A 21,896-nucleotide genomic window follows, 5' to 3' on the forward strand; every position below is an offset into this window, starting at 1 on the left:
GTAGAAAATGTCATGCCCCTGTTGACATGACATATAAGCGACTGCCTGTCGCACAAAGATTTAGTGGTAGTACCACTAAATCCCCTTCTTATATAAGCTATAGCTATATCCAAAACATAGTAAACTAGATATAAGTATAATACCTAAGCCAATAAACATATAGCCTAACATACTAAAGATAATATACAACATTCCACTCAATACAAACACATAACCAGAAAATCTATGTGTACGTGACCAGTTCTCATCACTATTTAGTGTCCATGAAGTACGAATACCTATAGTATAGTTTCTTTTTATTTTAGGTAAGTAATTACCTAAAATAATAAAGATGAACCCTATTACTATATTCATAATAAACGTGATATCAAAACGATAACCTAGACTATATGTAATAATAAGTAGAGTAACCATCAAACATATAATTGGACAAATCATTAATACAATTCTTAATCCTACTTCTGGTATATTACTCTTTTTAGGATCTTTAAATGTCATGAAGGCACAGAATATATGAAGTACTACCATAAATCCCCACATACCATATAAACCTAAGAACTTATCCATATACCCATCAGGTGTACCATGAAAATCAAAGTGTGTTGCGACTTGTGCAGGTAACTTATCATAAGTCACTAATATACATACAAGTGGCAACAGAAACAATACCAAACTAAACTTAAACCATTTATTCTTCAACATCATCTTTTCCTCCTAAGAAAGACTTAAAATACAACAACATTTCTTCAAACACAGTCGCATTAATTTCATAAAAAATATAATTCTTATCTTTTTCTTCTCTTATTAAGTCTGCAGATTTTAATATCGATAAATGATATGAGACAGTTGCCTGTGTCATATCAAATTGTGCGGCTATATCTCCTGCAGACATCCTTCCTTTCTTTAATAAGTTAAGAATATCTCTTCTTACAGGTGCACTGAGTGCTTTAAATGTCTTCTCAAACATATGTTCACCACCTATTTAGATAACTTTCTAAATAGATTATACAATAAACTCTAAGAAATACAATACCTATTTAGAAATATTTCTAAATAGATATTAAAAGAAAAAGAGGACTAAGCCTCTTTAATGAATGGATCTCTCCAGAATACGATTAATAGATAGATTGTCATAACGACCCAGATGACTGGTTCACAGAAGATGACAGCCATATATTTAAAGACTGGAATAAATGCGAATACGAAGATGATCTTACCAACTAATTCAATAACGCTTGATACGAGTGGTAACATCTTCTGTCCAATACCCTGTAATGCGAATCTTGTCTGCATAAGAACACCTAATACTGCATAGTTAGGTGCTACAATACGTAAGTAAAGTGAACCATTGTATAAGACTGTATGGTCTGTTGTACCTGATATCCATTTTACAAGTGTAGGTGCAGTGAATAATAGTATCACTGTGACTATTGCAGCTACAATGACATCATAGATATACATCTGTTTCATGCCATTACGTATACGTAATGGATTTCCTGCTCCTCTATTTTGAGATACAAATGTGCTGGCTGCCTGACCCATAGCTGTGAAAGGCATATTGAAGAACATATATAGTTTTCTTGCAGAAGTATGTCCCGCAATAATCTGCTTGCTTCCTAAGCCATTGATACCTGATTGTAAGATAACTGAACCTGCATTGACGATTGCACTCATAATAGCCATAGAATATCCCTGACCTAATAGTTCTTTATAGAGAGCTGCATCAAATTTGAAATGTCTCTTTTCTGGTACGAGTAATGGGACATTCTTAAAGATATAGATTAAACAGAATATGACTGATACCCCCTGGGCAATAACTGTCGCAACTGCTGCTCCTCTTACACCCATATGAAGCTGTGTGATAAAGAATAAGTCTAAACCGATATTTAATACTGATGATATGATTAAGAATACTAAAGGCATTAAACTATTCCCTATAGCACGTAATAAGCCTGCACATAAGTTATAGGCAAACATAACGACTAAGAATTGAACAATCACAATAATATAGCTATAGGCTTCATTAAGTAAGTCCGGTGATACATTAATCGCAATAAGTAATGGTTTAATTCCAATAGAGGCAATAATAGTAATCACAATAGAAGATATAATACCAATCACAAAGCTAGCTGCAACTGATTTCTTTAATAGTTCTTCATCTCCTGAACCATAGCTTCTTGCAGTGACAATGGATAAACCATTCCCAATACCTAACGCAAAACCTATTAATAGATCATAGACTGCTGTACATGAACCAATTGCAGAAAGTGATGTCATTCCTAAAGTATTTCCTACAATGGCAGTATCCATTGTGTTATAGAATTGCTGGAAGATGTTTGATATAAGAATTGGAATCATAAAGATAACTAAACTCTTAAATATTGAACCTTCAAGCATATTGACTGATGTTTTCTTTTTATCCACAATAATTTCTCCCTTCTTTTCCTGTGTTATTCTAACATAAACTAATCTTTATAGTTTATAACTCTCAAATTATGAAAACACTTTAACACTCGGTAGTACCTCTCGGTCAAGTGTTTATGGTAGAATAATGAAGGTGATAGATATGAAAACAATAAAATTATATGATGAAATGCCTTATAGTACAGATTTCAAGGCAACAGTAGTAGACGTAAATAAGAATGAAATCATTCTTGACCAGACTCTTTTCTTTCCTGAGGAAGGTGGTCAGGAATGTGATCTAGGGACTATTAATGACATTCCTGTTAAGGATGTACAAATCAAGAATGATGTGATTATCCATTATATCAAGAAACATAATTTACAGATAGGAGATACAGTAGAAGGCCATATCGACTGGAAGAGACGTTATTCTTTCATGCAGAATCATACAGGAGAACATCTTCTTTCTGGCATTATACATAGCTTATATGGTTATGATAATGTGAGTTTCCATCTCAATAGTGAAGAAGGACAGGTAGAATATGATGGTGATATTCAGGATATTGATTTACTAGAAGAGAAAGTGAATCAGGCTATCTATGAGAATAAAGAGATTCATTGTTTCTATCCTGATGATTTAAAGAGTATCTCTTATCGTTCTAAGAAAGAAATTGAAGGTAAAGTACGTATTGTAGAAATCAAAGATTATGATATATGTGCATGTTGTGCACCCCATGTAAAAAGAACAGGTGAGTTAGGCGTATTCAAGATCATCAAAGTGATTCATACCACTCGAGGTACACGTTTTATATTCTTATTTGGTGAACGTGCTTATCATCGTTTTAAGGATGATTTTGATCATCTTGAATCACTTTATCATCTTTTCTCTTCCAACAATCAAACACTTGTAAAACAAGTCAATAAGATGTATGAAGAAAAAACAGCTCTAGAAGTCAAATATGCACAGTTAGAGAAAGAACATATGCTTTCTTTATGTGATCATGCGTATTTATTTGTAGAAGACTGTTTACCTGTAAATCAAAGAGAAGTGACTAATCATCTCGTCAATGTTTATAATACAGGTGGTGTATTTGTAGGAAATGATGAGAAAGGTTATCGTTATGTTATAGGTTCTAGTTCAAATGCATTGGATATATTAACACAATTAAAAAGCCTTAGAAGCAAAGGTGGAGGATCAAAGGATATGATCCAGGGATTTACACCCGCTTCTAAGACTGAGTTGCTTAAAGCCCTCTCTTAGGGCTTTTTATAATACTTCATTAAGGCTTGTGTACCTAAGTCACCATAGCCTTCTTTTTCTAATTCCTGATAGTTTCTTAATACTGTTTCTAATACATTAAGTGTAATATCTGATTCTTTAGCTTCTTCATCTGCTAACTTCATATCTTTAATAAAGTGTTTCATAAAGAATCCTGGCTGATAATCATCTTTTAAGATCTTAGGTCCAAAAGCATCTAACTGATGACTTCCTGCAGCACCTGTAGAAACAGACTTTAATAGAACATCTAGATCTAATCCTTTACTAGAAGCATAAGTGAGTGCTTCACATACACCAGATAGTGCACCTGCAATCATAATTTGATTAGCCATCTTCGCATGCTGTCCACTTCCACTAGGTCCCTGATAATTAATATTTGTTCCCATTGCCTTAAATAAAGGAAGACATGCTTCATAATCCTCTTTGTCTCCTCCTACAAGAATAGAAAGAGTCGCATTCTGAGCACCTGTATCTCCACCAGTCACTGGTGCATCTAATACGTGTAGATTTCTCTTTTTACCTTCTTCATATATTCTTTGATCAAGTGTAGGTGATGTAGTTGTCATATCAATAAGATATGTACCTTCCTTTACTGAATCAAGAATGTTGTTGTCATTAAAATAAACTTCTTCCACATCCTGTGGAAAACCTACAATAGTCATTACTGCATCTACATCCTTTACACAATCATGAATAGTAGAATGAAGTATAGCACCCTTCTCTACTAAAGATGTCACCTTTTCTGGATGTCTTGCATAAATATGCATTTCATAACCAGCATCCATTAAATGACCTGCCATAGGTAACCCCATGATCCCTAAACCTATAAATCCAATCTTTTTCATCTTATATGTTCCTTTCCTATCATATACTGCATATCTATTTCTAAGATATTCACATTATCTATCATTTGATCTGTAATATCTACCTTCTGTGTAGGACAAAGTGTATGAATGAGTGTTTCTAATACTTCTTTCTTTGTTTCTTTATTCTCTACTTCTTCTAATACACCTAATATATAGACTGAACGATGATTGTGTGTTCTCTTTTCTTCATTGATTCCACAATCTTCTACGACAGTATAACTCACCTGTTTTCCTATTCCATTGATCTTATAACCTGTCTTAGATGTATGGAAATAGAGTTTTCCATTCATATAGACATGATCCAGGGGAATACTATAAGGTACTTCATCAAAGAATGAGAGAACACCATAAGAAATCTTATAAAGTATATTCATTGATTCATTATAGTTTAATAGCTGTTTTGTTTTTCTCATCTTCCCTGGCACTTTAAAAGGGAGTAATGATTCCCAATCATCACTATAATGCATACAATGATCTCCTATTGGCATATCATCCTTCACAATAGTCAAGCCATCTTTAAATTTGTATAAGTAATCCATCTTCATCCTCCATCATCTTCTTTATTGTTTTCATAACCCCATCATGATCATTATCTTCTTGAGTCACAAAACCTGCTTTACTTTGTATAAAGTGATCTGCATTCTTCATTGCATAACTATAATAAGCATGTGTGAACATCGATAGATCATTATCAGAATCCCCAAATACCATTGTTTCTTCTTCTGATATACTTAATGTCTTTTGTAAGAAGACGACACTATCTGCTTTAGATTGTCCCTTCTTATTAATATCAATCCAACAGTCTCCTGATGGTTTCACTTCAAAACCTTTAATACAAGACAAAGGACCTTCCAAACAGTTCTTCACTGGATCCATAGGATCACATACTGTAATCTTGAATATATCATCATCAATATCTTCTATTGTATCTACATAAGTAATATTAAAGTGACTTGTATGCTTACTTATAAGTTCCTTATCTTTATTGAATGCATACATGGCCTTCTTACCACTTAACATAGGAGCCGTGCCTTTAAGCGTATTCACAAAGTTTGTAAGCTTATATACATCTTCCTGGTTCATATAGTCTGCAAGTAACGTATCTCCGTTATGTTGTATATAGCCGCCATTTTCAGCCATAAGGTAGATAGTTTTATTTCCTTTAAAATACTTTCTCACTTCTCCCATCTGCCTTCCAGATGAAATCGCAAAAATGATATTTCTATCATACAATTCCTTGTATATTTGATTAAAATGTGGAGGTAAATTCTTCTGATTATCCAACAAAGTACCGTCCATATCGCAAATAATCATCTTAATTTGTGTAAAATTCATACTTTTCACCTCAAAATGCATTATATCACTATTTTCGTACTAGACCAAAAAGTTAGGTTATGTTAATATGTGGGCGGTGATGAAAAAATGTCTAAATATCAAGAAGTTGTGGAAGATATTATCCGCAAAATAGAAAAAAATGAATATACTGATAAGCTACCAACAGAAGATCAGTTAATTGAACAGTATCAAGTAAGCAGAAATACAATTAGAAATGCGATCCGTACTTTAAAGAAACAAGGTACCCTATTCTCTATTCAGGGAAGTGGTGTATTTGTACGTCATACAAGAGATGATGATTCTTTATGGATGAATGGTTCATGTGGTATTACTGAGAATGCCCCACGTCATAAAATTACTACTGATGTCAAAGGATTCCATATTATGATGGCTGGAGAAGAACTGTCAAAACGTATGCAATGTGAACTTACTACACCTATCTATTATATTGAAAGAGTAAGAAAGATGGATGGTGTTCCAATGGCTATTGAATATACTTACTATAATAAGGATCTTGTTCCTTCACTTGATCGTCGTATTGCAAGTCAGTCAATCTATAGTTATATTAAGAATGATTTAAAGTTAAGTATTGGTTTTGCAGATAAGTATTTCCATGTTAAACAGTTAAGTGCACAGGAAGCTTCTATTCTAGGATTAGAAGAAGGTAGTCCAGCATTAGAAGTAGAAGATTATGTACATCTTTCTAATGGACAGCTATTTAATGTATCACGTATTGTGTATAACTATAAGACAACTCATTTCTATGCATCTAATGTAGACTAAGAAAAAAAAGAACCTCGCAGGGTTCTTTTTTTCTTATCTAGAGGCAACATGCAGTGAGGAACAATCCGGATTATATATTCGCAGTATTTAGGAATGACAATAAGTTGATAGGCATTAATTGAGAAATGGTTTTATAATATTTGTCCTTCTGCAATTTCAAGCAGTCATTTATTTGCGTTCTAGATTCTATGGGTATTATAGTACGTATGCGCTTGCATTTCAATATTAATACCAATGATTTTTATATATTTTTTAATTTTAGTAATGAATAAAGAGAGTTTTTAATATGAAATGATTGATTTTTATCATTATTATGATATAGATTTGTATCCTGCAGACTTTATTGAATATACTTCTTATGATCATCCAGGTATGTATCATCGTATTAAGCATATCCAAGAAGAAATTATCACAAGAAAGCCGTAAAGGCTTTCTTTTTATTATACTATTTCGCTTTAATGAAGTTATATTATGTTATTTTTCGCATATTCATAAATTTTACAAACATTTTACAACTTTATTAACAATTTTTCTTTACAATGATAAAAATATTTTGTAATATAGTTTCACTTATATAGGAGGTGTGTGCATGAACAAAGGTTTATATGATTCATCTTTTGAACATGATAACTGTGGTATCGGTGCAGTTGTTAATATCAAAGGTGTAAAAACGCATATGACAGTATCAAATGCGTTAAAGATTGTAGAACAGTTAGAGCATAGAGCAGGTAAGGATGCAAAAGGAGAAACAGGTGATGGTGTTGGTATCCTCACACAGATTCCTTATACATTCTTTAAGAAAAGTGTAAAGGATTTCCAGTTACCTAAGGAAGGTCATTATGGTGTAGGTCAGTTCTTCTTCCCTATGAATGAACTAGAAAGACATCAGGCAATGACTATGTTTGAAAAGATTATTACTAAGGAAGGTATGACTTTCCTTGGATGGAGAAAGGTAGAAACACATAAAGAGGTATTAGGTACTAAAGCGATTGATGCAATGCCTTATATTATGCAGGGCTTTGTAAAGAAACCTGATGATTGTGAAGTAGGTCTTCCTTTTGATCGTCTTCTTTATCAAGCAAGAAGAATTTTTGAACAGAGTAATGAAAATACTTATGTATGTTCATTATCTAGCCGTACTATTGTATATAAAGGTATGTTCCTTGTAGGACAGTTAAGAAGTTTCTTTAGTGATTTACAGGATGAAGATTATAAGAGTGCGATTGCATTAGTGCATTCTCGTTTCTCTACTAATACAAATCCATCATGGCAAAGAGCACATCCAAACCGCTTTATTGTCCACAATGGTGAAATTAATACAATCAGAGGTAATGCGAACAACATGCTTTCTCGTGAAGAAAACATGAAATGTGATGTATTAGATACAGAAAAGGTATTCCCTGTTGTAGATGTAAATGGTTCAGATTCTGCAATGTTAGATAACACATTAGAATTCTTAGTTATGAGTGGTATGGAACTTCCTCGTGCTGTTATGATGTGTATTCCAGAACCATGGGAAAACAATCCTTCTATGTCTAAAAAGAAGAAAGATTTCTATGCTTATAACGCTACAGTCATGGAACCTTGGGATGGACCAGCTTCTATTTTATTCTCTGATGGTGAATTAATGGGTGCTGTACTTGATAGAAATGGTTTAAGACCTTCTCGTTATTATATTACTAAAGACTCTTATTTAATCTTATCTTCTGAAGTAGGTTCTTTAGATGTTCCTACAGAAGATATTGTGGTTAAGGATCGTTTACGTCCTGGTAAGATGCTTCTTGTAGATACTAAGAAGGGCGTTCTTATTAATGATGATGAGTTAAAGGACTATTATGCACAAAAGGAACCTTATGGTGAATGGCTTGATTCACATCTCACATACTTAAAGGATTTAAAGATTCCTAATGAAAGAGTAGAAGTCATTAGTGATGAAAAGCTAGAAACATTACAAACTGCTTTTGGTTATAAGTATGAAGATATTAAAGACTATATTATTCCAATGGCTACTAATGGTAATGAACCTATTATCGCTATGGGTAATGATGCCCCTCTTGCTGCAATGAGTACTATGCATCAGCCACTCTTTAATTACTTTAAACAGTTATTTGCCCAGGTAACTAACCCTCCTATCGATTCTATTCGTGAAGAGATTGTCACATCTACTTCATTAGATATTGGTACTGAAGGAAATATCTTAAATGATTCACCTGATAACTGTCGTTTATTACATATTCATAATCCTATTCTTACAAATACAGATATTCTTAAATTAAAACATCTTCATACAGATGATTTTGAAAGTGAAACTATTTCTACACTTTATTATAAGAATACATCTCTTAAGAAAGCTCTAGATCATCTCTTTATTGAAGTAGATAAAGCATATCATCGTGGTGCAAACATTATTATTCTTTCAGACCGTGGTGTAGATGATAACCATTGTGCTATTCCAGCATTACTTGCAGTCGCAAGTGTGAACTCTTATTTAGTACGTACTAAGAAGAGAATGAAGATGGCTTTAATTATTGAATCTGGTGAAACGAGAGAAGTACATCATTTTGCGACATTACTTGGTTATGGTGCAAGTGCTATTAATGCCTATCTTGTTCAGGATACAATTCATCAGGCTGTAGAAGATGGTTTATTAGAAAAGGATTACTATGCTGCAGTAGAAGATTATAATCACGCTGTACTTTCTGGTATTGTCAAGATTGCTTCTAAGATGGGTATTTCTACTTTACAGTCTTATCGTGGTTCTCAGAACTTTGAAGCTATTGGTATTTCTAAAGAAGTGATTGATACATACTTCCCTCATACAGTTAGTAGAGTTGAAGGTATTACTTTAAAGGATATTGAAGCTGATATAAATGCATTACATAATCAGGCTTTTGATCCTCTTGGATATGATGTAAATCCTACACTTGATTCTGGAGGATTCCATAAAGAAAGAAGTCAAAAAGAAAACCATCTTTATAACCCTAAGACAATTCACTTATTACAGCAGGCAACACGTTTAGGTGATTATAAGTTATTTAAAGAATTCTCTGAAACTATTGGTCAGGAAGAAGAAGGCATTAACTTACGTGGTTTATTAGACTTTGACTTCAGTAAGAGAAAACCTATCCCTCTAGAAGAAGTAGAACCTGTAGAAAACATAGTGAAACGTTTTAAGACAGGTGCTATGAGTTATGGTTCTATTTCTAAAGAAGCACATGAAACAATGGCTATCGCAATGAATAGATTACATGGTAAGAGTAACTCAGGTGAAGGTGGAGAAGATGCAGAACGTTTTGTCACTCGCCCTAATGGTGATTCTACATGTTCAGCTATTAAACAGGTAGCGAGTGGTCGTTTTGGTGTCACAAGTGAATACTTATGTTCTGCTAGTGAAATTCAGATCAAGATGGCTCAGGGTGCAAAACCTGGTGAAGGTGGACACTTACCTGCAGGTAAGGTTTATCCTTGGATTGCGAAGACTCGTCATAGTACTCCAGGTGTATCACTTATTTCACCACCACCTCATCATGATATTTATTCAATTGAAGACTTAGCTCAGTTGATCTATGACTTAAAGAATGCGAATGAAGCAGCACGTATTAGTGTTAAGTTAGTATCTGAAGCAGGTGTTGGTACTATTGCCTCAGGTGTTGCGAAAGCGGGTGCTCAGGTTATTCTTATTTCTGGTTATGATGGTGGTACTGGTGCAGCACCTAGAAACTCAGTTTATAGTGCAGGTCTTCCTTGGGAATTAGGTCTTGCAGAAGCACATCAGACATTAATCATGAATGATTTAAGAGATCGTGTTGTAATTGAAACAGATGGTAAATTATTAACTGGTAGAGATCTTGCGATTGCATGTTTACTTGGTGCAGAAGAATATGGTTTTGCGACAGCACCACTTATTACTATGGGATGCGTTATGATGCGTGTATGTAACCTAGATACATGTCCTGTAGGTGTTGCCACTCAGAACCCTATCTTACGTAAGAGATTTACAGGTAAACCTGAATATGTAGTAAAATTCATGAAGTTTGTTGCTGAAGAAATGCGTGAATATATGGCACAGCTAGGATTTAGAACAATCGATGAAATGGTTGGTCATACTGACTTATTAAAGAAGAAGGATATTGCGGATCAATATCATATAGACTTATCTAAGATCTTAGATAGCACATATGCGAATGATGCACATAACTGCTTTAATCCAGCTCATGTATATGACTTCAAATTAAATGAAGTACTTGATACAAAGGTATTATTAAAGGCATTAGAACAGGCATCTCAGTCTCATAAGAAGACAGAAGTTTCTGTAGAAGTGTCTAATACAGACCGTTCATTTGGTACTATTCTTGGTTCTCATATAACTAAGGCTTTAGGTAATTTTGTAGAAGATGACTTTATTACAGTACATGCATTTGGTGCAGGTGGTCAGAGCTTTGGTGCCTTTATTCCTAAGGGATTAACTCTTGAGTTAACAGGTGATTCTAATGACTACTTGGGTAAAGGTTTATCAGGTGGTAAGATTATCGTGAAGACACCTCATGAAGCTACATTCAAGGCAGAAGACAATATTATTATTGGTAACGTTGCTTTATATGGTGCAACAAGTGGTGAAGCTTATATCAATGGTGTTGCTGGTGAACGTTTCTGTGTAAGAAACTCTGGTGCTAAGGCTGTTGTAGAAGGTGTCGGTGACCATGCATTAGAATATATGACAGGTGGTTTAGTTGTTATTTTAGGTGAAACAGGTAGAAACGTTGCTGCTGGTATGAGTGGTGGTATTGCGTATATCTATGATCCAAATAATGATTTATATGAAAAATTAAATGGTGCACTTGTAGAATATTCTGAAGTCAATAAGCCATATGATATTAAGACAGTAAGAGAATTAATTGAAAATCATTATAAGTATACTGGTTCAGAAAAAGCCAAGATGTTCTTAGATGATTTCAAGACATATATTGGTAAGTTTAAGAAGATCATTCCACATGATTATAAGAAGATGATGGATCTGATTGCTTATTATCAGTCACAGGGTCTAGATGAAGATCAGGCTAAGGTAGAAGCATTTAATGCAGCTATGAAAGGAGGAAAATAGTCATGGGTAAGAAAACTGGATTTTTAGATTATGCACGTGAGACATCTTATGAGGTTCCTCCTACAGAACGTATTAAGAACTTCGATGAATTCCATATCCCTTTGTCTACTAAAGAACAGCAGAAACAGGGTGCAAGATGTATGGACTGTGGTATTCCGTTTTGTCAGTACGGCCAGAAGATTAAAGGTATGTTTTCTGGCTGTCCTTTAAATAATTTAATTCCTGAATGGAATGATTTAGTATTTAAAGGTAAGTATGAACAGGCTCATAAACGTTTAAAGAAGACAAATAACTTCCCAGAATTCACTTCTAGAGTATGTCCTGCATTATGTGAAAAAGCATGTACATGTTCTTTAAATGGTGAAGCAGTATCAATTAAAGAAAATGAACATGCGATTATTGAATATGCCTATGAACATCTATTAGAAGAACCAGAACCACCATTAAAGCGTGTAGGTAAAAAGATTGCGGTTATTGGTTCAGGTCCTGCTGGTTTAGCTGCTGCAGATACACTTAATCAACGTGGATATGATTGTGATGTATATGAAAGAGAAGATCGTTTAGGTGGACTATTAATGTATGGTATTCCTAATATGAAGATTGAGAAGAATATCATTGATCGTCGTATTTATAAGATGATTGCAGAAGGTGTAAAGTTCTTTACAAATAAAGACATTACAACTAAGAAACAGGCAAAAGAATTATTAAGTAAATATGATGCAGTTATTCTTGCAGTAGGTGCTAAGGAACCTAGAGATATTAATGTACCTGGTAGAGAAGGTAATAATATTCTATTCGCTGTAGACTATTTAACTCAGGTGACTAAGTCACTATTAAATAGTGAATTCAAGGATGGACAGTATCCTAATGCGAAAGGTAAGAATGTATTAGTCATCGGTGGTGGTGATACAGGAAACGACTGTGTTGGTACCGCAATTAGACATGGCGCAAAGTCTGTATTACAGCTAGAAATGATGTCTGAACCACCACTTGTTAGAGCGGATTCTAACCCATGGCCAGAATGGCCTTTAGTCAAGAAGACTGATTATGGACAGGAAGAAAACATTGCCGTATTTGGTGAAGATCCTCGTGTTTATAATAGTACAGTAAAAGAATTTATTCTTGATAGTAAAGGAAATGTAAAACAGGCTGTGATTGTAAAGTTACAGACTGTAGTGAAAGATGGTCGTCGTTCATTTGAACAGGTACCTGGTAGTGAAAAGACAGTACCTTGTGATCTAGTGCTTATTGCAGCAGGATTTATCGGGGCACAAAAGCCAGTCATTAATGCATTTGGTGTAGAATTAGATGCAAGAAATACAGTAAAATGTGATGAAAATGATCATCATACGAATATTAGTAAGTTATATAGTGCAGGTGATGTCCGTAGAGGTCAATCTTTAGTCGTATGGGCTATTAGAGAAGGCCGTGAAGTTGCTAAGCAGGTAGACTTTGATTTAATGGGTTATACAGGGTTATAAAACATAAAGGCTGCAACAGTCATTGTTGCAGCCTTTTTTTGTATGTTTGAATAAATACAGGAGATACAGTTATGGATCAACTCAATTTCATATTGATAAAGAGAAAGATTAAACATGGGATAAATTGTTTAAAAATGATTTGAATAATGAGAAAAGTAAAGGGAAAGAAATGTACCCTAGTTATTTTAAATTACCCCTTTTAATAGTTCTTAAAGAATTGACATTCCTCATCATTACATTGTGTTGCTTCCTTGAGTTTTATATTACAATGGAAGACATGATTAAGAGGTTTATCTCCTACATAGTATTTATACATATGAGGGACATTATGATGAGTCAGTACTTGACTCATTGTAAGTGCATCTTCTACTAAGAAATCCCCTTCTGCTGTCATTACAAAGCATGGAGGGAAGTCTGAAGTAATATATTGTTTTGGATCGATTGTTTTAAATTCTTCTTCTGTTCCTCCATTTGGCAGATATTCTTTTATAAGTTCTCCTGTTAATTCTGATTCAGGCGTGATGTTATAAGCACCACAATTTAATGCGAGTGCATTAAATTGAAAGCCTTCTGGTGCTTTAAAGTCATAGGTAGAAGCATATTCCTTATTTGTAAGAATAGATGCATAGAGAACTAGTAAATGCGCTCCTGCAGAATCTCCTACACCATATATATGTTCTGTATCTAAAAAATAATCCTTTGCATGATTCATAATCCAATGAGCAACTTGATTCATATCAACAAGTGGTGCAGGATGTTTGAACTCTGGTGCGAGACGATAAGTAAAGTTGATGACCGCAAAACCTCTTTCTGCAAGACTCATGCAATAATATTGATATCTTTCCTTATCTCCATAAACCCAGCCTCCACCATGGAAACTAATAATAATAGGAAGTTTTTCTTTTTCTTCTTTAGGAATATAGAGATCCATTGTATTCCATTCTGGATCATCACCATAAAGAATATTATCAAATCGTTGAACTGTATCAAGTGTAGTCAAACCTTCATCTCTGATATCGTCCCCTTCTTTGAACTGTTTTCTAATTGTATCAGTAAGTATAGACATACCTTAACCCCCTTTTTTCCCCATTCTAACATTTTTCTTACAAGTTAGTCTTGTAAAAATGGTAGAATTATAGAAAGAGGTGATTGTATGCATGAGGGTTTAATTTCTATTGGGAAGATGGCTAAAATCAATCATGTAAGTATTAATACGCTCCGCTTATATGATAAATGGGGATTATTGACACCTATCTATATTGATGAAGATACAGGCTATCGCTATTATGATATGAAGCAAAATGCAAGACTTGATCTAATAGGTTATATGAAAGAGCTAGGAATGAACTTGAAGGAAATCAAGGAATTGTTGGATAAAGAAGATCCTACTCTTATAGAAGCAATACTCATTAAGAAACAGCGTTCTATAGAGAAAGAGATGGATGATATTTTACGCAAAAGAGATGCAATCAAACGTACAATCTATTCTCTTGAAAGATACCGTAAATCCCCTACACCTGGCACTTTGACAACTGAGTATATTGATGAACGTCACATCTATGCCAAACGAGTGAATAAGAACTTCTATGATTATGATCAGAATGGATATGAGGTAATACTCAAAGAATTCAAAGATCAATTATTAGAAGAACATCTTCCCCAAGTATATTATTGTAATGTGGGAACCTTTCTTAAGAGAAAGAGATTCCTGAAACAGGAGTTTATTACTCATGATATATTTATTTTTGTGGATGAACACTTTCCAAAAAAGGAATCTGTACAGACATTAGAAAGTGGTATGTATGCTTGTATTTATATGGATGATTTTAATAATGAAAAAGAGTATGCAGGAAGATTACTAAAGTATTGTATGGATAATAATTATGACGTGATTGGCGATTATATATGTGAAGTATTAATAGAACTCACATTCTTTAAAGATAATGAACGTTCTATGTATCTAAGATTACAAGTCCCAATTGCCTATAAAAAGGTTGACCCTCATCATTGATGAGGGTTTATCCTTTAGTTAGGAGGTATTTCATATGGAAAAGATTAAAGTTGTACAGTATGGTTGTGGTAAGATGAGTAAATACATCTTACGCTATTTGTATGAGAAAGGTGCGCAGATTGTCGGAGCCATTGATAATAATCCTGCAATTGTGGGCATGGATGTAGGTGATTATGCAGAACTAGGTATTAAGACTGGTGTAAAGATCAGTAGTGATGCAGATGAAGTATTGGATAATTGTGATGCTGATGTTGCAGTCGTGACATTATTCTCACTTGTGAGTGATTGTTTTGATCATTTTGAAAAGTGCTTAAGTAGAGGTATTAATGTCATCACTACATGTGAAGAAGCAACAGATGCATGGACAACTGATCCAGTAAGAATGAATAAGTTAGATGTTCTTGCGAAAGAAACAGGATGTACATTTGTAGGTAGTGGTATGGAAGATACATTCTGGGTGAACATGGTTGGTTTAGTAGCTGGTTCTTGTCATACTATTACTAAGATTGAAGGGGCAGTTAGTTACAATGTAGAAGAATATGGTTTAGCCCTTGCGAAAGCACATGGTGTAGGTTTAACACCTGAAGAGTTTGAAGCAACAATTGCTCATCCTGAAGAAATTGAACCATCTTATGTATGGAACTCAAACAAAGCTCTTGCATCTCGTATGGGATGGACTATTAAGTCACAGACACAAAAATGTGTACCTTATTTCCATGATACTGATTTGTATTCTGAAACAATGGGTGAAACAATTCCAAAAGGAAATTGTATTGGTATGGCTGCAGTCGTTACTACAGAAACATTCCAGGGTCCTATTATTGAAACACAGTGCATTGGTAAGGTCTATGGTCCTGATGATGGTGATATGTGTGATTGGAAGATTACTGGCGAACCAGATACTGAATTCCATGTAGTTAAACCAGCTACAGTAGAACATACATGTGCTACTATAGTAAATAGAATTCCTAGTTTACTTAGAGCACCAGCTGGAGTTGTCACTGTTGATCAGTTAGATACATTAGAATACTTAACATATCCTATGGATTATCACTTATAATCATCACCAAACCCTCCCTTAAGTGGAGGGTTTTTACATGTGTAATTCCAAACAAATCGTTTAAAATGTCAGATGAAATTTTCTTCTAATTATCTTATGATTAAAGTAGAGAAATTGGAGGGTAACGTATGGATTTTAATAATTTTTATAATGGACAGGAATTTGAGACTTATAAGTATCTAGGTGCTTTTGTTCATATGGATGGCGTGACTTTTAGAACATATGCGCCAGCAGCATCTCATGTGGCAGTTATTGGGGAATTTAATGACTGGCAGGAAACACCTATGAACCGTTGTGGAAATGGTCAGTTCTTTGAAGCGACTATATCAAATGCGAAAGTGGGACAGATGTATAAGTATCGTATTTATAATAATGGGTCTTTTGTAGATCACTGTGATCCTTATATGTATACAAGTGAAGTACGTCCTAATAATGCATCTATTATTTTTGATATGAATCAGTATACATTCCATGATGATGCTTGGATGAATCAAAGATTTAGTGAAGATATGCCTATTAATGTGTATGAAATGCATTTTGGTTCTTGGAAGAAACCTGGTGAAAAAGCAGATGACTGGTATACATATCGTGAAATGGCTGATTTAATTATTCCTTATTTAAAAGAAAATCATTATAACTTCTTAGAAATCATGCCTTTAAATGAATATCCTAATGATTTAAGCTGGGGTTATCAGCCTACGGGTTATTTTGCCCCTACATCTCGTTATGGTACTCCTGATGATTTAAGATATTTTGTAGAGAAGTGTCATGAAAATAATATTGCGGTTATTCTTGATTTTGTACCTGTTCATTTTGCGATTGATGGATTTGGTTTGAATAACTATGATGGTACACCTCTTTATAATTACCCTAATGATGCAGTAGGTAAGAGTGAATGGGGTACATGTAATTTCCAGCATTCTCGTGGTGATGTATGTTCATTCTTGAATTCTTCTGCTTATTACTGGTTAAAGGAATATCATATCGATGGCTTAAGACTAGATGCAGTAGGTAATCTTATTTACTGGCAGGGTAATAGTGGTCGTGGAGAGAATAGAGAAGCGATTCGCTTTGTTCAGAACTTTAATAAAGGACTTAAACAGAGAGTTCCTCATACTCTTCTTTTTGCCGAAGATTCATCTTCTTATCAAGGTGTAACACGTCCAGTTGACCAAGGTGGTTTAGGTTTTGATTATAAATGGGATTTAGGTTGGATGAATGATACATTAGATTACTTTATGAAGACTCCAGAAGAAAGACCTTCTTTCTATCATAAGCTTACATTCTCTATGATGTATTTCTATAATGAACATTTTATTCTTCCATTCTCACATGATGAAGTAGTGCATGGTAAGAAAACTATTATTGATAAGATGTATGGTGAGTATGAAGAGAAGTTTGCACAGGTCAAAGCACTTTATATGTATATGTTTGCGCATCCTGGTAAGAAGCTTAACTTCATGGGTAATGAGATTGCGATGTTTAGAGAATGGGATGAAACAAAAGAACCAGACTGGTTCTTATTGAAGTATCCTATACATGATTCTTTCCTTCACTTCATGAGAGAATTAAATAAGATCTATTTAACACATCCTTCTTTATCACAGTATGACTTTAGTGAAAGAGGATTTAAGTGGGTGGATTGTCATCAGGAACAGGATTGTATTTATGTCTTTAAACGTATGAGTGATAAAGAAACAATAGTCGCTTTCTTTAACTTCCATAATGTAGATAAGACATATACTTATAAAGTAGATCAGCCTGAAACATTGACTCTTCTATTAAATTCAGATAATGAATTATATAGTGGTAAATCACATAATCTAGATAAAGAAATTCATATAAAAAATGAACTAGAAATGACATTACCTGCCTATAGTGCACAATTCTATATTGTAAAGTAAAAGCGTATCACCTATTTGGTGATACGTCTTTTTACTTAAATATCTTTCTATAATAGCCTCTCTTTTTAAAGTATGTCACTGTATTCTCAAAATCCTTATTAATATAGAAAGTGAGTACATAATCTGCATCATTAATGACTTCAATACTATAATTATAGTTATTAATTGCGTCTGAAATAGTATCCATCGAAAGAGTTTCATAGTCCTTTCTTAAGGCATATTTCAAACCTCTAAAATCATCTTCTTTTAAATAGACTGTATCGTCCATTGTATCATCTTTATAGTTCATAACAGATACTTCTATCCAATGCATATTTCTAAAGATCTGGTTCATATAAGAAACATTTGTATAAAGTGACTTCATATCATCCTTCACATATTTATCGAAACAGTCCTGTGATATGTTGTAGGAACGTGTGAGTGTTTTACCATCTACGAGATGATAAGTAATGTTGAAATAATGAGAAGAATCATTAGAGTTATGTGGTGCTTTTAAGATATCTTTATGTATATCATGAATTATATCTATTGTATCTGAATCATTCAGTTTAACATCCTGATTACCTGAATAATCAGAACTGAATGTCACATAAGATACAGTACCTGTTTTTGGAATCTTATTTTCTTCATCTGTGATATCAAAGACAAAGAAGACGCACATGAGTGAGAAGACCACAAGATAGATGATAAACTTCTTAAAGTTCTTCTTATTAAAGACATAAAGTGTCATATCTGCAATCATTCTTGAAATATAGTAACCTATAAATGAATCAATGATACCTATAATCACAAAAGTGATACGCATTGTATGAATTGATGTTTCATTGGATATAAATAAGAATGTCACAAATGAAGAGAGTACAAGAGTCCCTATAATGACAACTATATCTTTTAAGCGGTCAAAGACAACAGAAGAACCAATGTATTCTAACTTAACACGTTTATAAATGAAGTAGGCAATAAAGACCAAACTGATGCCTATCGCAATATAAATAGTCAAATAAGCAAGAGTATGTAATGTGAGCCATTTTTCTAGATTTAATACATAATTAAAGGCAGTAGAATAGTTCTCAAAAGCGACAGAAGGTTCTTCTACACCATAAGTAAAAGCTGATTTAAGAATAGTAAAGAACTGTGAACTAAGCCATGGTAAACTATTAAAAAATACTCCTAATATACAATGTGTATAGAGATTACCCGTGATAATACCACAGAATTGTGTAATGCCATACGCAAAGAATATGAGTGCACTTTGAATCAAAAACCAGCTTAGACAATGGTTGATTGAAAGTTCTCTATAATATAAAGGAATTGTTTTACCATAGAATATGAGTATCCCTGTTGTAAGAATAAGAGGTATAAACATTAAAATCATCCCTGCAATAAAAGATGTCCAATAGAGTTCTGATCTTTTAATAGGCATAGAATGAATAATTGTAGAGGCTGTACGGTTATGGTAAAAATAGAGTAAAGCCACACTTGTAAGTACCGCAATAGTAGAGATAATAAGATTACCTGCAAAATAAGAACCCTTGAGATAGGCTGCATAGTATTGATACCCCTCTGAACTTGCGCCCTGGTAGATAGGATAAAGATATAATAAAACATAAGATACCATCATCCCTAAACCAATGATCCAGAAACGTTTCATAAGGTTTTTAAAGAAGGTTTTATTAAAATATGAGTTTTTGGACATCATCATCTTCTCCTCCTACTTCATATATAAAGAGTTCTTCCAGACTTAAAGGAAGTATATCAAAGATAAGAGGAGATTGATCTCCTATAACCTTTCTAATATTAGAAAGAGAGTCTTCAATAATCAATATTTTTACTGAACCTCTTTCCTCCTGATACGCAATATTTAAATCATCTAAATGAACTTCTTTATCTCCAAATGAAACCTGTATTTTATGAATATGCGTTTGAATATATTCTAAATCAAACTCCTTCATAATTTTACCTTTATACAATATACCTACATGATCCACTATTCCTTCTAATTCTTTTAAATTATGAGAAGAAATAAGAACTGTTAGATTCCTTTGGGCAACATCATCAATAATATATTTCCAAACTAATTTTCTTGCGACTGGATCTAATCCATCTATAGGTTCATCTAAAATAAGATATTTAGGCATTGTAGACATAATTAAACAAAACGATGCTTGTTTTCTCATTCCTTTAGAGAATGTCATTATCTTCTTTGTAGGATTTAATTTAAATGTTTTGTAGAGTTCTTTAAATCTTTCCTGGTTCCATGATGGATAAAGGTCTTTATAGACTTTCGCATTTCTTTCTAAGTTTGTTTCTATGAAATACATCTCATCAGATATATAGCCTATCTTTCTTTTTAATTCTATATTTTCATAAACAGGCTGTGATTCTATAAAAATCTTTCCTGCATCTTGTTTTAAGACACCAACCAGATGTCTAATGAGTGTTGTTTTACCTGCTCCATTAGGACCAATCAAACCATAGATAGACCCTTCTTCTACCTGCATATTGAGATGATCAAGGGCAACTTCACCATCAATCACTTTATATAAGTCTTTTACTTTAATCATGAGGGCTTCCTTTCATATTTTCTAGAATCTTATTATGTATTTCATCTTGAGTCATACCCATGTGGATTAATTCTTTATAACCTTCTACAATCATATGAATCGTATCATCGACTTTCTGTTCATCTATCTTTACATGTTTTCTTGATGATACAAAAGTACCTTTATTCGCAATTGTATAGATATAGCCTTCCTGGTCCAATGTCTGAAATGCTTTTTGAACTGTATGAGGATTAATAGTCAATAGTTGAGAGAGTTCTCTTACTGTTGGTAATTGGGTATTTTCTTTTAATACACCTGTCATAATCTGTTCCTTAATATTATCTACAATCTGTTCATAGACAGATTTATGACTTTGATAGTTTAACTGAAACATCACTTGTCCTCCTTATGAAATGTAGAGATGATACCAAGAGTATAGGGATCTTCTAGACTAGGAACAGCCTTTAACCACTTATTCTTAAGAAAGTCATTTATGACCTTCATCACATCTTCTAAATCACTTTCTTTTCCCTCACATCTCAAATTAAGACCACAACTTGCACATCCACCAATAGAATGAACAGAATAATCATACCCTTCTTTCTTCAAGAAACGATTCAATTCTAGAATCATATTAAAATCTACTGTACCTATCATAGTATCACCTAATTCTCTACATGATATACTTAACTTACATAAGGCTTCTTACCTTCCTGCATATCTCTATAGAGTTCTTTCTTCTGTTCAATATAGTCTAAAGATTCTTGTATTTCTGATAGTCTTCTTTCTAAATCTTCTTTTGTCTCATTAAGCATATCTACACGCTCTGGAATAGAAACAGGACCCTGCATACAATAATCAAGATATTGACGCATATCCTTTAAACTCATTCCACATTTCTTTAAACACTGTAAGCCTTTGATCCATTCGATATTATTTTCATCAAAGACACGATAGTTATTCTTATCTCTCTTTACATTAGGAATAAGCCCTTCTTTACAATAATATTTTAATGTTTCATAGCTCCATCCAACAATCTGACAAACTTCTTTCATTGTATACATAAAAATACTGCCACTCAAAATGTGATTAAACATACTCACATCGAGATAATGTAAGTTCTCACGAAC

At 33.5% G+C, this 21,896-nt stretch carries 20 protein-coding genes; 8 read left to right on the top strand and 12 right to left on the bottom strand.

Annotated elements, in window-relative coordinates:
- Window positions 1–75: 75 nt before the first annotated feature.
- From DW269_RS08785 to DW269_RS08795, 3 genes are all read right to left on the bottom strand, one after another.
- Complete coding sequence (locus tag DW269_RS08785) at window positions 76–702, bottom strand: SdpI family protein (protein WP_233502471.1); 627 nt, start codon at window positions 700–702, stop codon at window positions 76–78.
- On the bottom strand, window positions 689–967 hold the full coding sequence (locus DW269_RS08790) for an autorepressor SdpR family transcription factor (RefSeq protein WP_117459420.1): 279 nt from the start codon (window positions 965–967) through the stop codon (window positions 689–691). The genes DW269_RS08785 and DW269_RS08790 overlap by 14 nt, the downstream gene beginning before the upstream one ends.
- Window positions 968–1,077: 110 nt before the next feature.
- Window positions 1,078–2,424 carry an MATE family efflux transporter gene (locus DW269_RS08795; protein WP_233502472.1) on the bottom strand — a complete coding sequence of 449 codons (1,347 nt, stop codon included), beginning with the start codon at window positions 2,422–2,424 and terminating at the stop codon, window positions 1,078–1,080.
- Window positions 2,425–2,566: 142 nt separating this feature from the next.
- On the opposite strand from DW269_RS08795, the gene DW269_RS08800 reads away from it, so the two are divergent.
- The gene (locus tag DW269_RS08800) at window positions 2,567–3,664 is read left to right on the top strand and encodes an alanyl-tRNA editing protein (RefSeq protein ID WP_158546347.1); all 1,098 of its coding nucleotides are present in this window, start codon (window positions 2,567–2,569) and stop codon (window positions 3,662–3,664) included.
- Here the strand turns inward: DW269_RS08800 and DW269_RS08805 are convergent.
- From DW269_RS08805 to DW269_RS08815, 3 genes are read right to left on the bottom strand one after another with little or no spacing between them, the layout of a single operon-like run.
- Window positions 3,661–4,527: an NAD(P)-dependent oxidoreductase gene (locus tag DW269_RS08805; RefSeq protein ID WP_117459422.1), complete on the bottom strand. Its 867-nt coding sequence runs from the start codon at window positions 4,525–4,527 to the stop codon at window positions 3,661–3,663. The genes DW269_RS08800 and DW269_RS08805 overlap by 4 nt on opposite strands.
- Window positions 4,524–5,087, bottom strand: coding sequence for a pyridoxamine 5'-phosphate oxidase family protein (locus DW269_RS08810; protein ID WP_158546348.1), 564 nt, complete (start codon window positions 5,085–5,087; stop codon window positions 4,524–4,526). Before DW269_RS08810 ends, DW269_RS08805 begins: the two co-directional genes overlap by 4 nt.
- On the bottom strand, window positions 5,065–5,883 hold the full coding sequence (locus DW269_RS08815; RefSeq protein ID WP_158546349.1) for an HAD family hydrolase: 819 nt from the start codon (window positions 5,881–5,883) through the stop codon (window positions 5,065–5,067). Before DW269_RS08815 ends, DW269_RS08810 begins: the two co-directional genes overlap by 23 nt.
- An 87-nt stretch (window positions 5,884–5,970) precedes the next feature.
- Between DW269_RS08815 and DW269_RS08820 the strand changes: the two genes are divergently transcribed.
- The 4 genes from DW269_RS08820 (at window position 5,971) to DW269_RS08830 (ending at window position 13,248) form a co-directional block, all read left to right on the top strand.
- On the top strand, window positions 5,971–6,666 hold the full coding sequence (locus tag DW269_RS08820) for a GntR family transcriptional regulator (protein WP_022424895.1): 696 nt from the start codon (window positions 5,971–5,973) through the stop codon (window positions 6,664–6,666).
- A 291-nt stretch (window positions 6,667–6,957) separates the two neighbouring features.
- Window positions 6,958–7,092 (top strand): hypothetical protein, encoded by a 135-nt coding sequence (locus tag DW269_RS13150; RefSeq protein WP_255413855.1) that lies wholly within the window; start codon window positions 6,958–6,960, stop codon window positions 7,090–7,092.
- Window positions 7,093–7,255: 163 nt separating this feature from the next.
- Window positions 7,256–11,767, top strand: coding sequence for a glutamate synthase large subunit (gene gltB, locus DW269_RS08825; protein ID WP_117459425.1), 4,512 nt, complete (start codon window positions 7,256–7,258; stop codon window positions 11,765–11,767).
- A gap of 2 nt (window positions 11,768–11,769) precedes the next feature.
- The gene (locus DW269_RS08830) at window positions 11,770–13,248 is read left to right on the top strand and encodes a glutamate synthase subunit beta (protein WP_117459426.1); all 1,479 of its coding nucleotides are present in this window, start codon (window positions 11,770–11,772) and stop codon (window positions 13,246–13,248) included.
- Between the two features lie 199 nt (window positions 13,249–13,447).
- On the opposite strand, the gene DW269_RS08835 is transcribed toward DW269_RS08830, so the two are convergent.
- The gene (locus DW269_RS08835) at window positions 13,448–14,314 is read right to left on the bottom strand and encodes an alpha/beta hydrolase (RefSeq protein WP_117459427.1); all 867 of its coding nucleotides are present in this window, start codon (window positions 14,312–14,314) and stop codon (window positions 13,448–13,450) included.
- Between the two features lie 87 nt (window positions 14,315–14,401).
- Between DW269_RS08835 and DW269_RS08840 the strand changes: the two genes are divergently transcribed.
- From DW269_RS08840 to glgB, 3 genes are all read left to right on the top strand, one after another.
- The gene (locus tag DW269_RS08840) at window positions 14,402–15,259 is read left to right on the top strand and encodes a helix-turn-helix domain-containing protein (protein WP_117459428.1); all 858 of its coding nucleotides are present in this window, start codon (window positions 14,402–14,404) and stop codon (window positions 15,257–15,259) included.
- 34 nt (window positions 15,260–15,293) lie between these two features.
- The gene (locus DW269_RS08845) at window positions 15,294–16,319 is read left to right on the top strand and encodes a dihydrodipicolinate reductase (protein ID WP_117459429.1); all 1,026 of its coding nucleotides are present in this window, start codon (window positions 15,294–15,296) and stop codon (window positions 16,317–16,319) included.
- Window positions 16,320–16,447: 128 nt separating this feature from the next.
- On the top strand, window positions 16,448–18,223 hold the full coding sequence (gene glgB / locus DW269_RS08850) for a 1,4-alpha-glucan branching protein GlgB (RefSeq protein ID WP_117459430.1): 1,776 nt from the start codon (window positions 16,448–16,450) through the stop codon (window positions 18,221–18,223).
- A gap of 31 nt (window positions 18,224–18,254) precedes the next feature.
- On the opposite strand, the gene DW269_RS08855 is transcribed toward glgB, so the two are convergent.
- From DW269_RS08855 to DW269_RS08875, 5 genes are all read right to left on the bottom strand, one after another.
- A complete protein-coding gene (locus DW269_RS08855) occupies window positions 18,255–19,925 on the bottom strand; it encodes a hypothetical protein (protein WP_147321691.1) in 1,671 nt (556 codons plus the stop codon).
- Window positions 19,897–20,787: an ABC transporter ATP-binding protein gene (locus tag DW269_RS08860; RefSeq protein ID WP_117459432.1), complete on the bottom strand. Its 891-nt coding sequence runs from the start codon at window positions 20,785–20,787 to the stop codon at window positions 19,897–19,899. Before DW269_RS08860 ends, DW269_RS08855 begins: the two co-directional genes overlap by 29 nt.
- Window positions 20,780–21,160: a GntR family transcriptional regulator gene (locus tag DW269_RS08865; protein WP_117459433.1), complete on the bottom strand. Its 381-nt coding sequence runs from the start codon at window positions 21,158–21,160 to the stop codon at window positions 20,780–20,782. The genes DW269_RS08860 and DW269_RS08865 overlap by 8 nt, the downstream gene beginning before the upstream one ends.
- Window positions 21,160–21,423, bottom strand: a complete 264-nt coding sequence (locus DW269_RS08870; RefSeq protein ID WP_117459434.1) for a hypothetical protein — start codon at window positions 21,421–21,423, stop codon at window positions 21,160–21,162. The genes DW269_RS08865 and DW269_RS08870 overlap by 1 nt, the downstream gene beginning before the upstream one ends.
- Before the next feature lie 29 nt (window positions 21,424–21,452).
- Window positions 21,453–21,896: MerR family transcriptional regulator (locus DW269_RS08875; protein WP_370446096.1), on the bottom strand; the 444-nt coding region annotated here is incomplete at its 5' end.

The organism is Catenibacterium sp. AM22-6LB, assembly GCF_003435615.1.
Classification (GTDB): Bacteria; Bacillota_I; Bacilli_A; order Erysipelotrichales; family Coprobacillaceae; genus Catenibacterium; species Catenibacterium mitsuoka_A.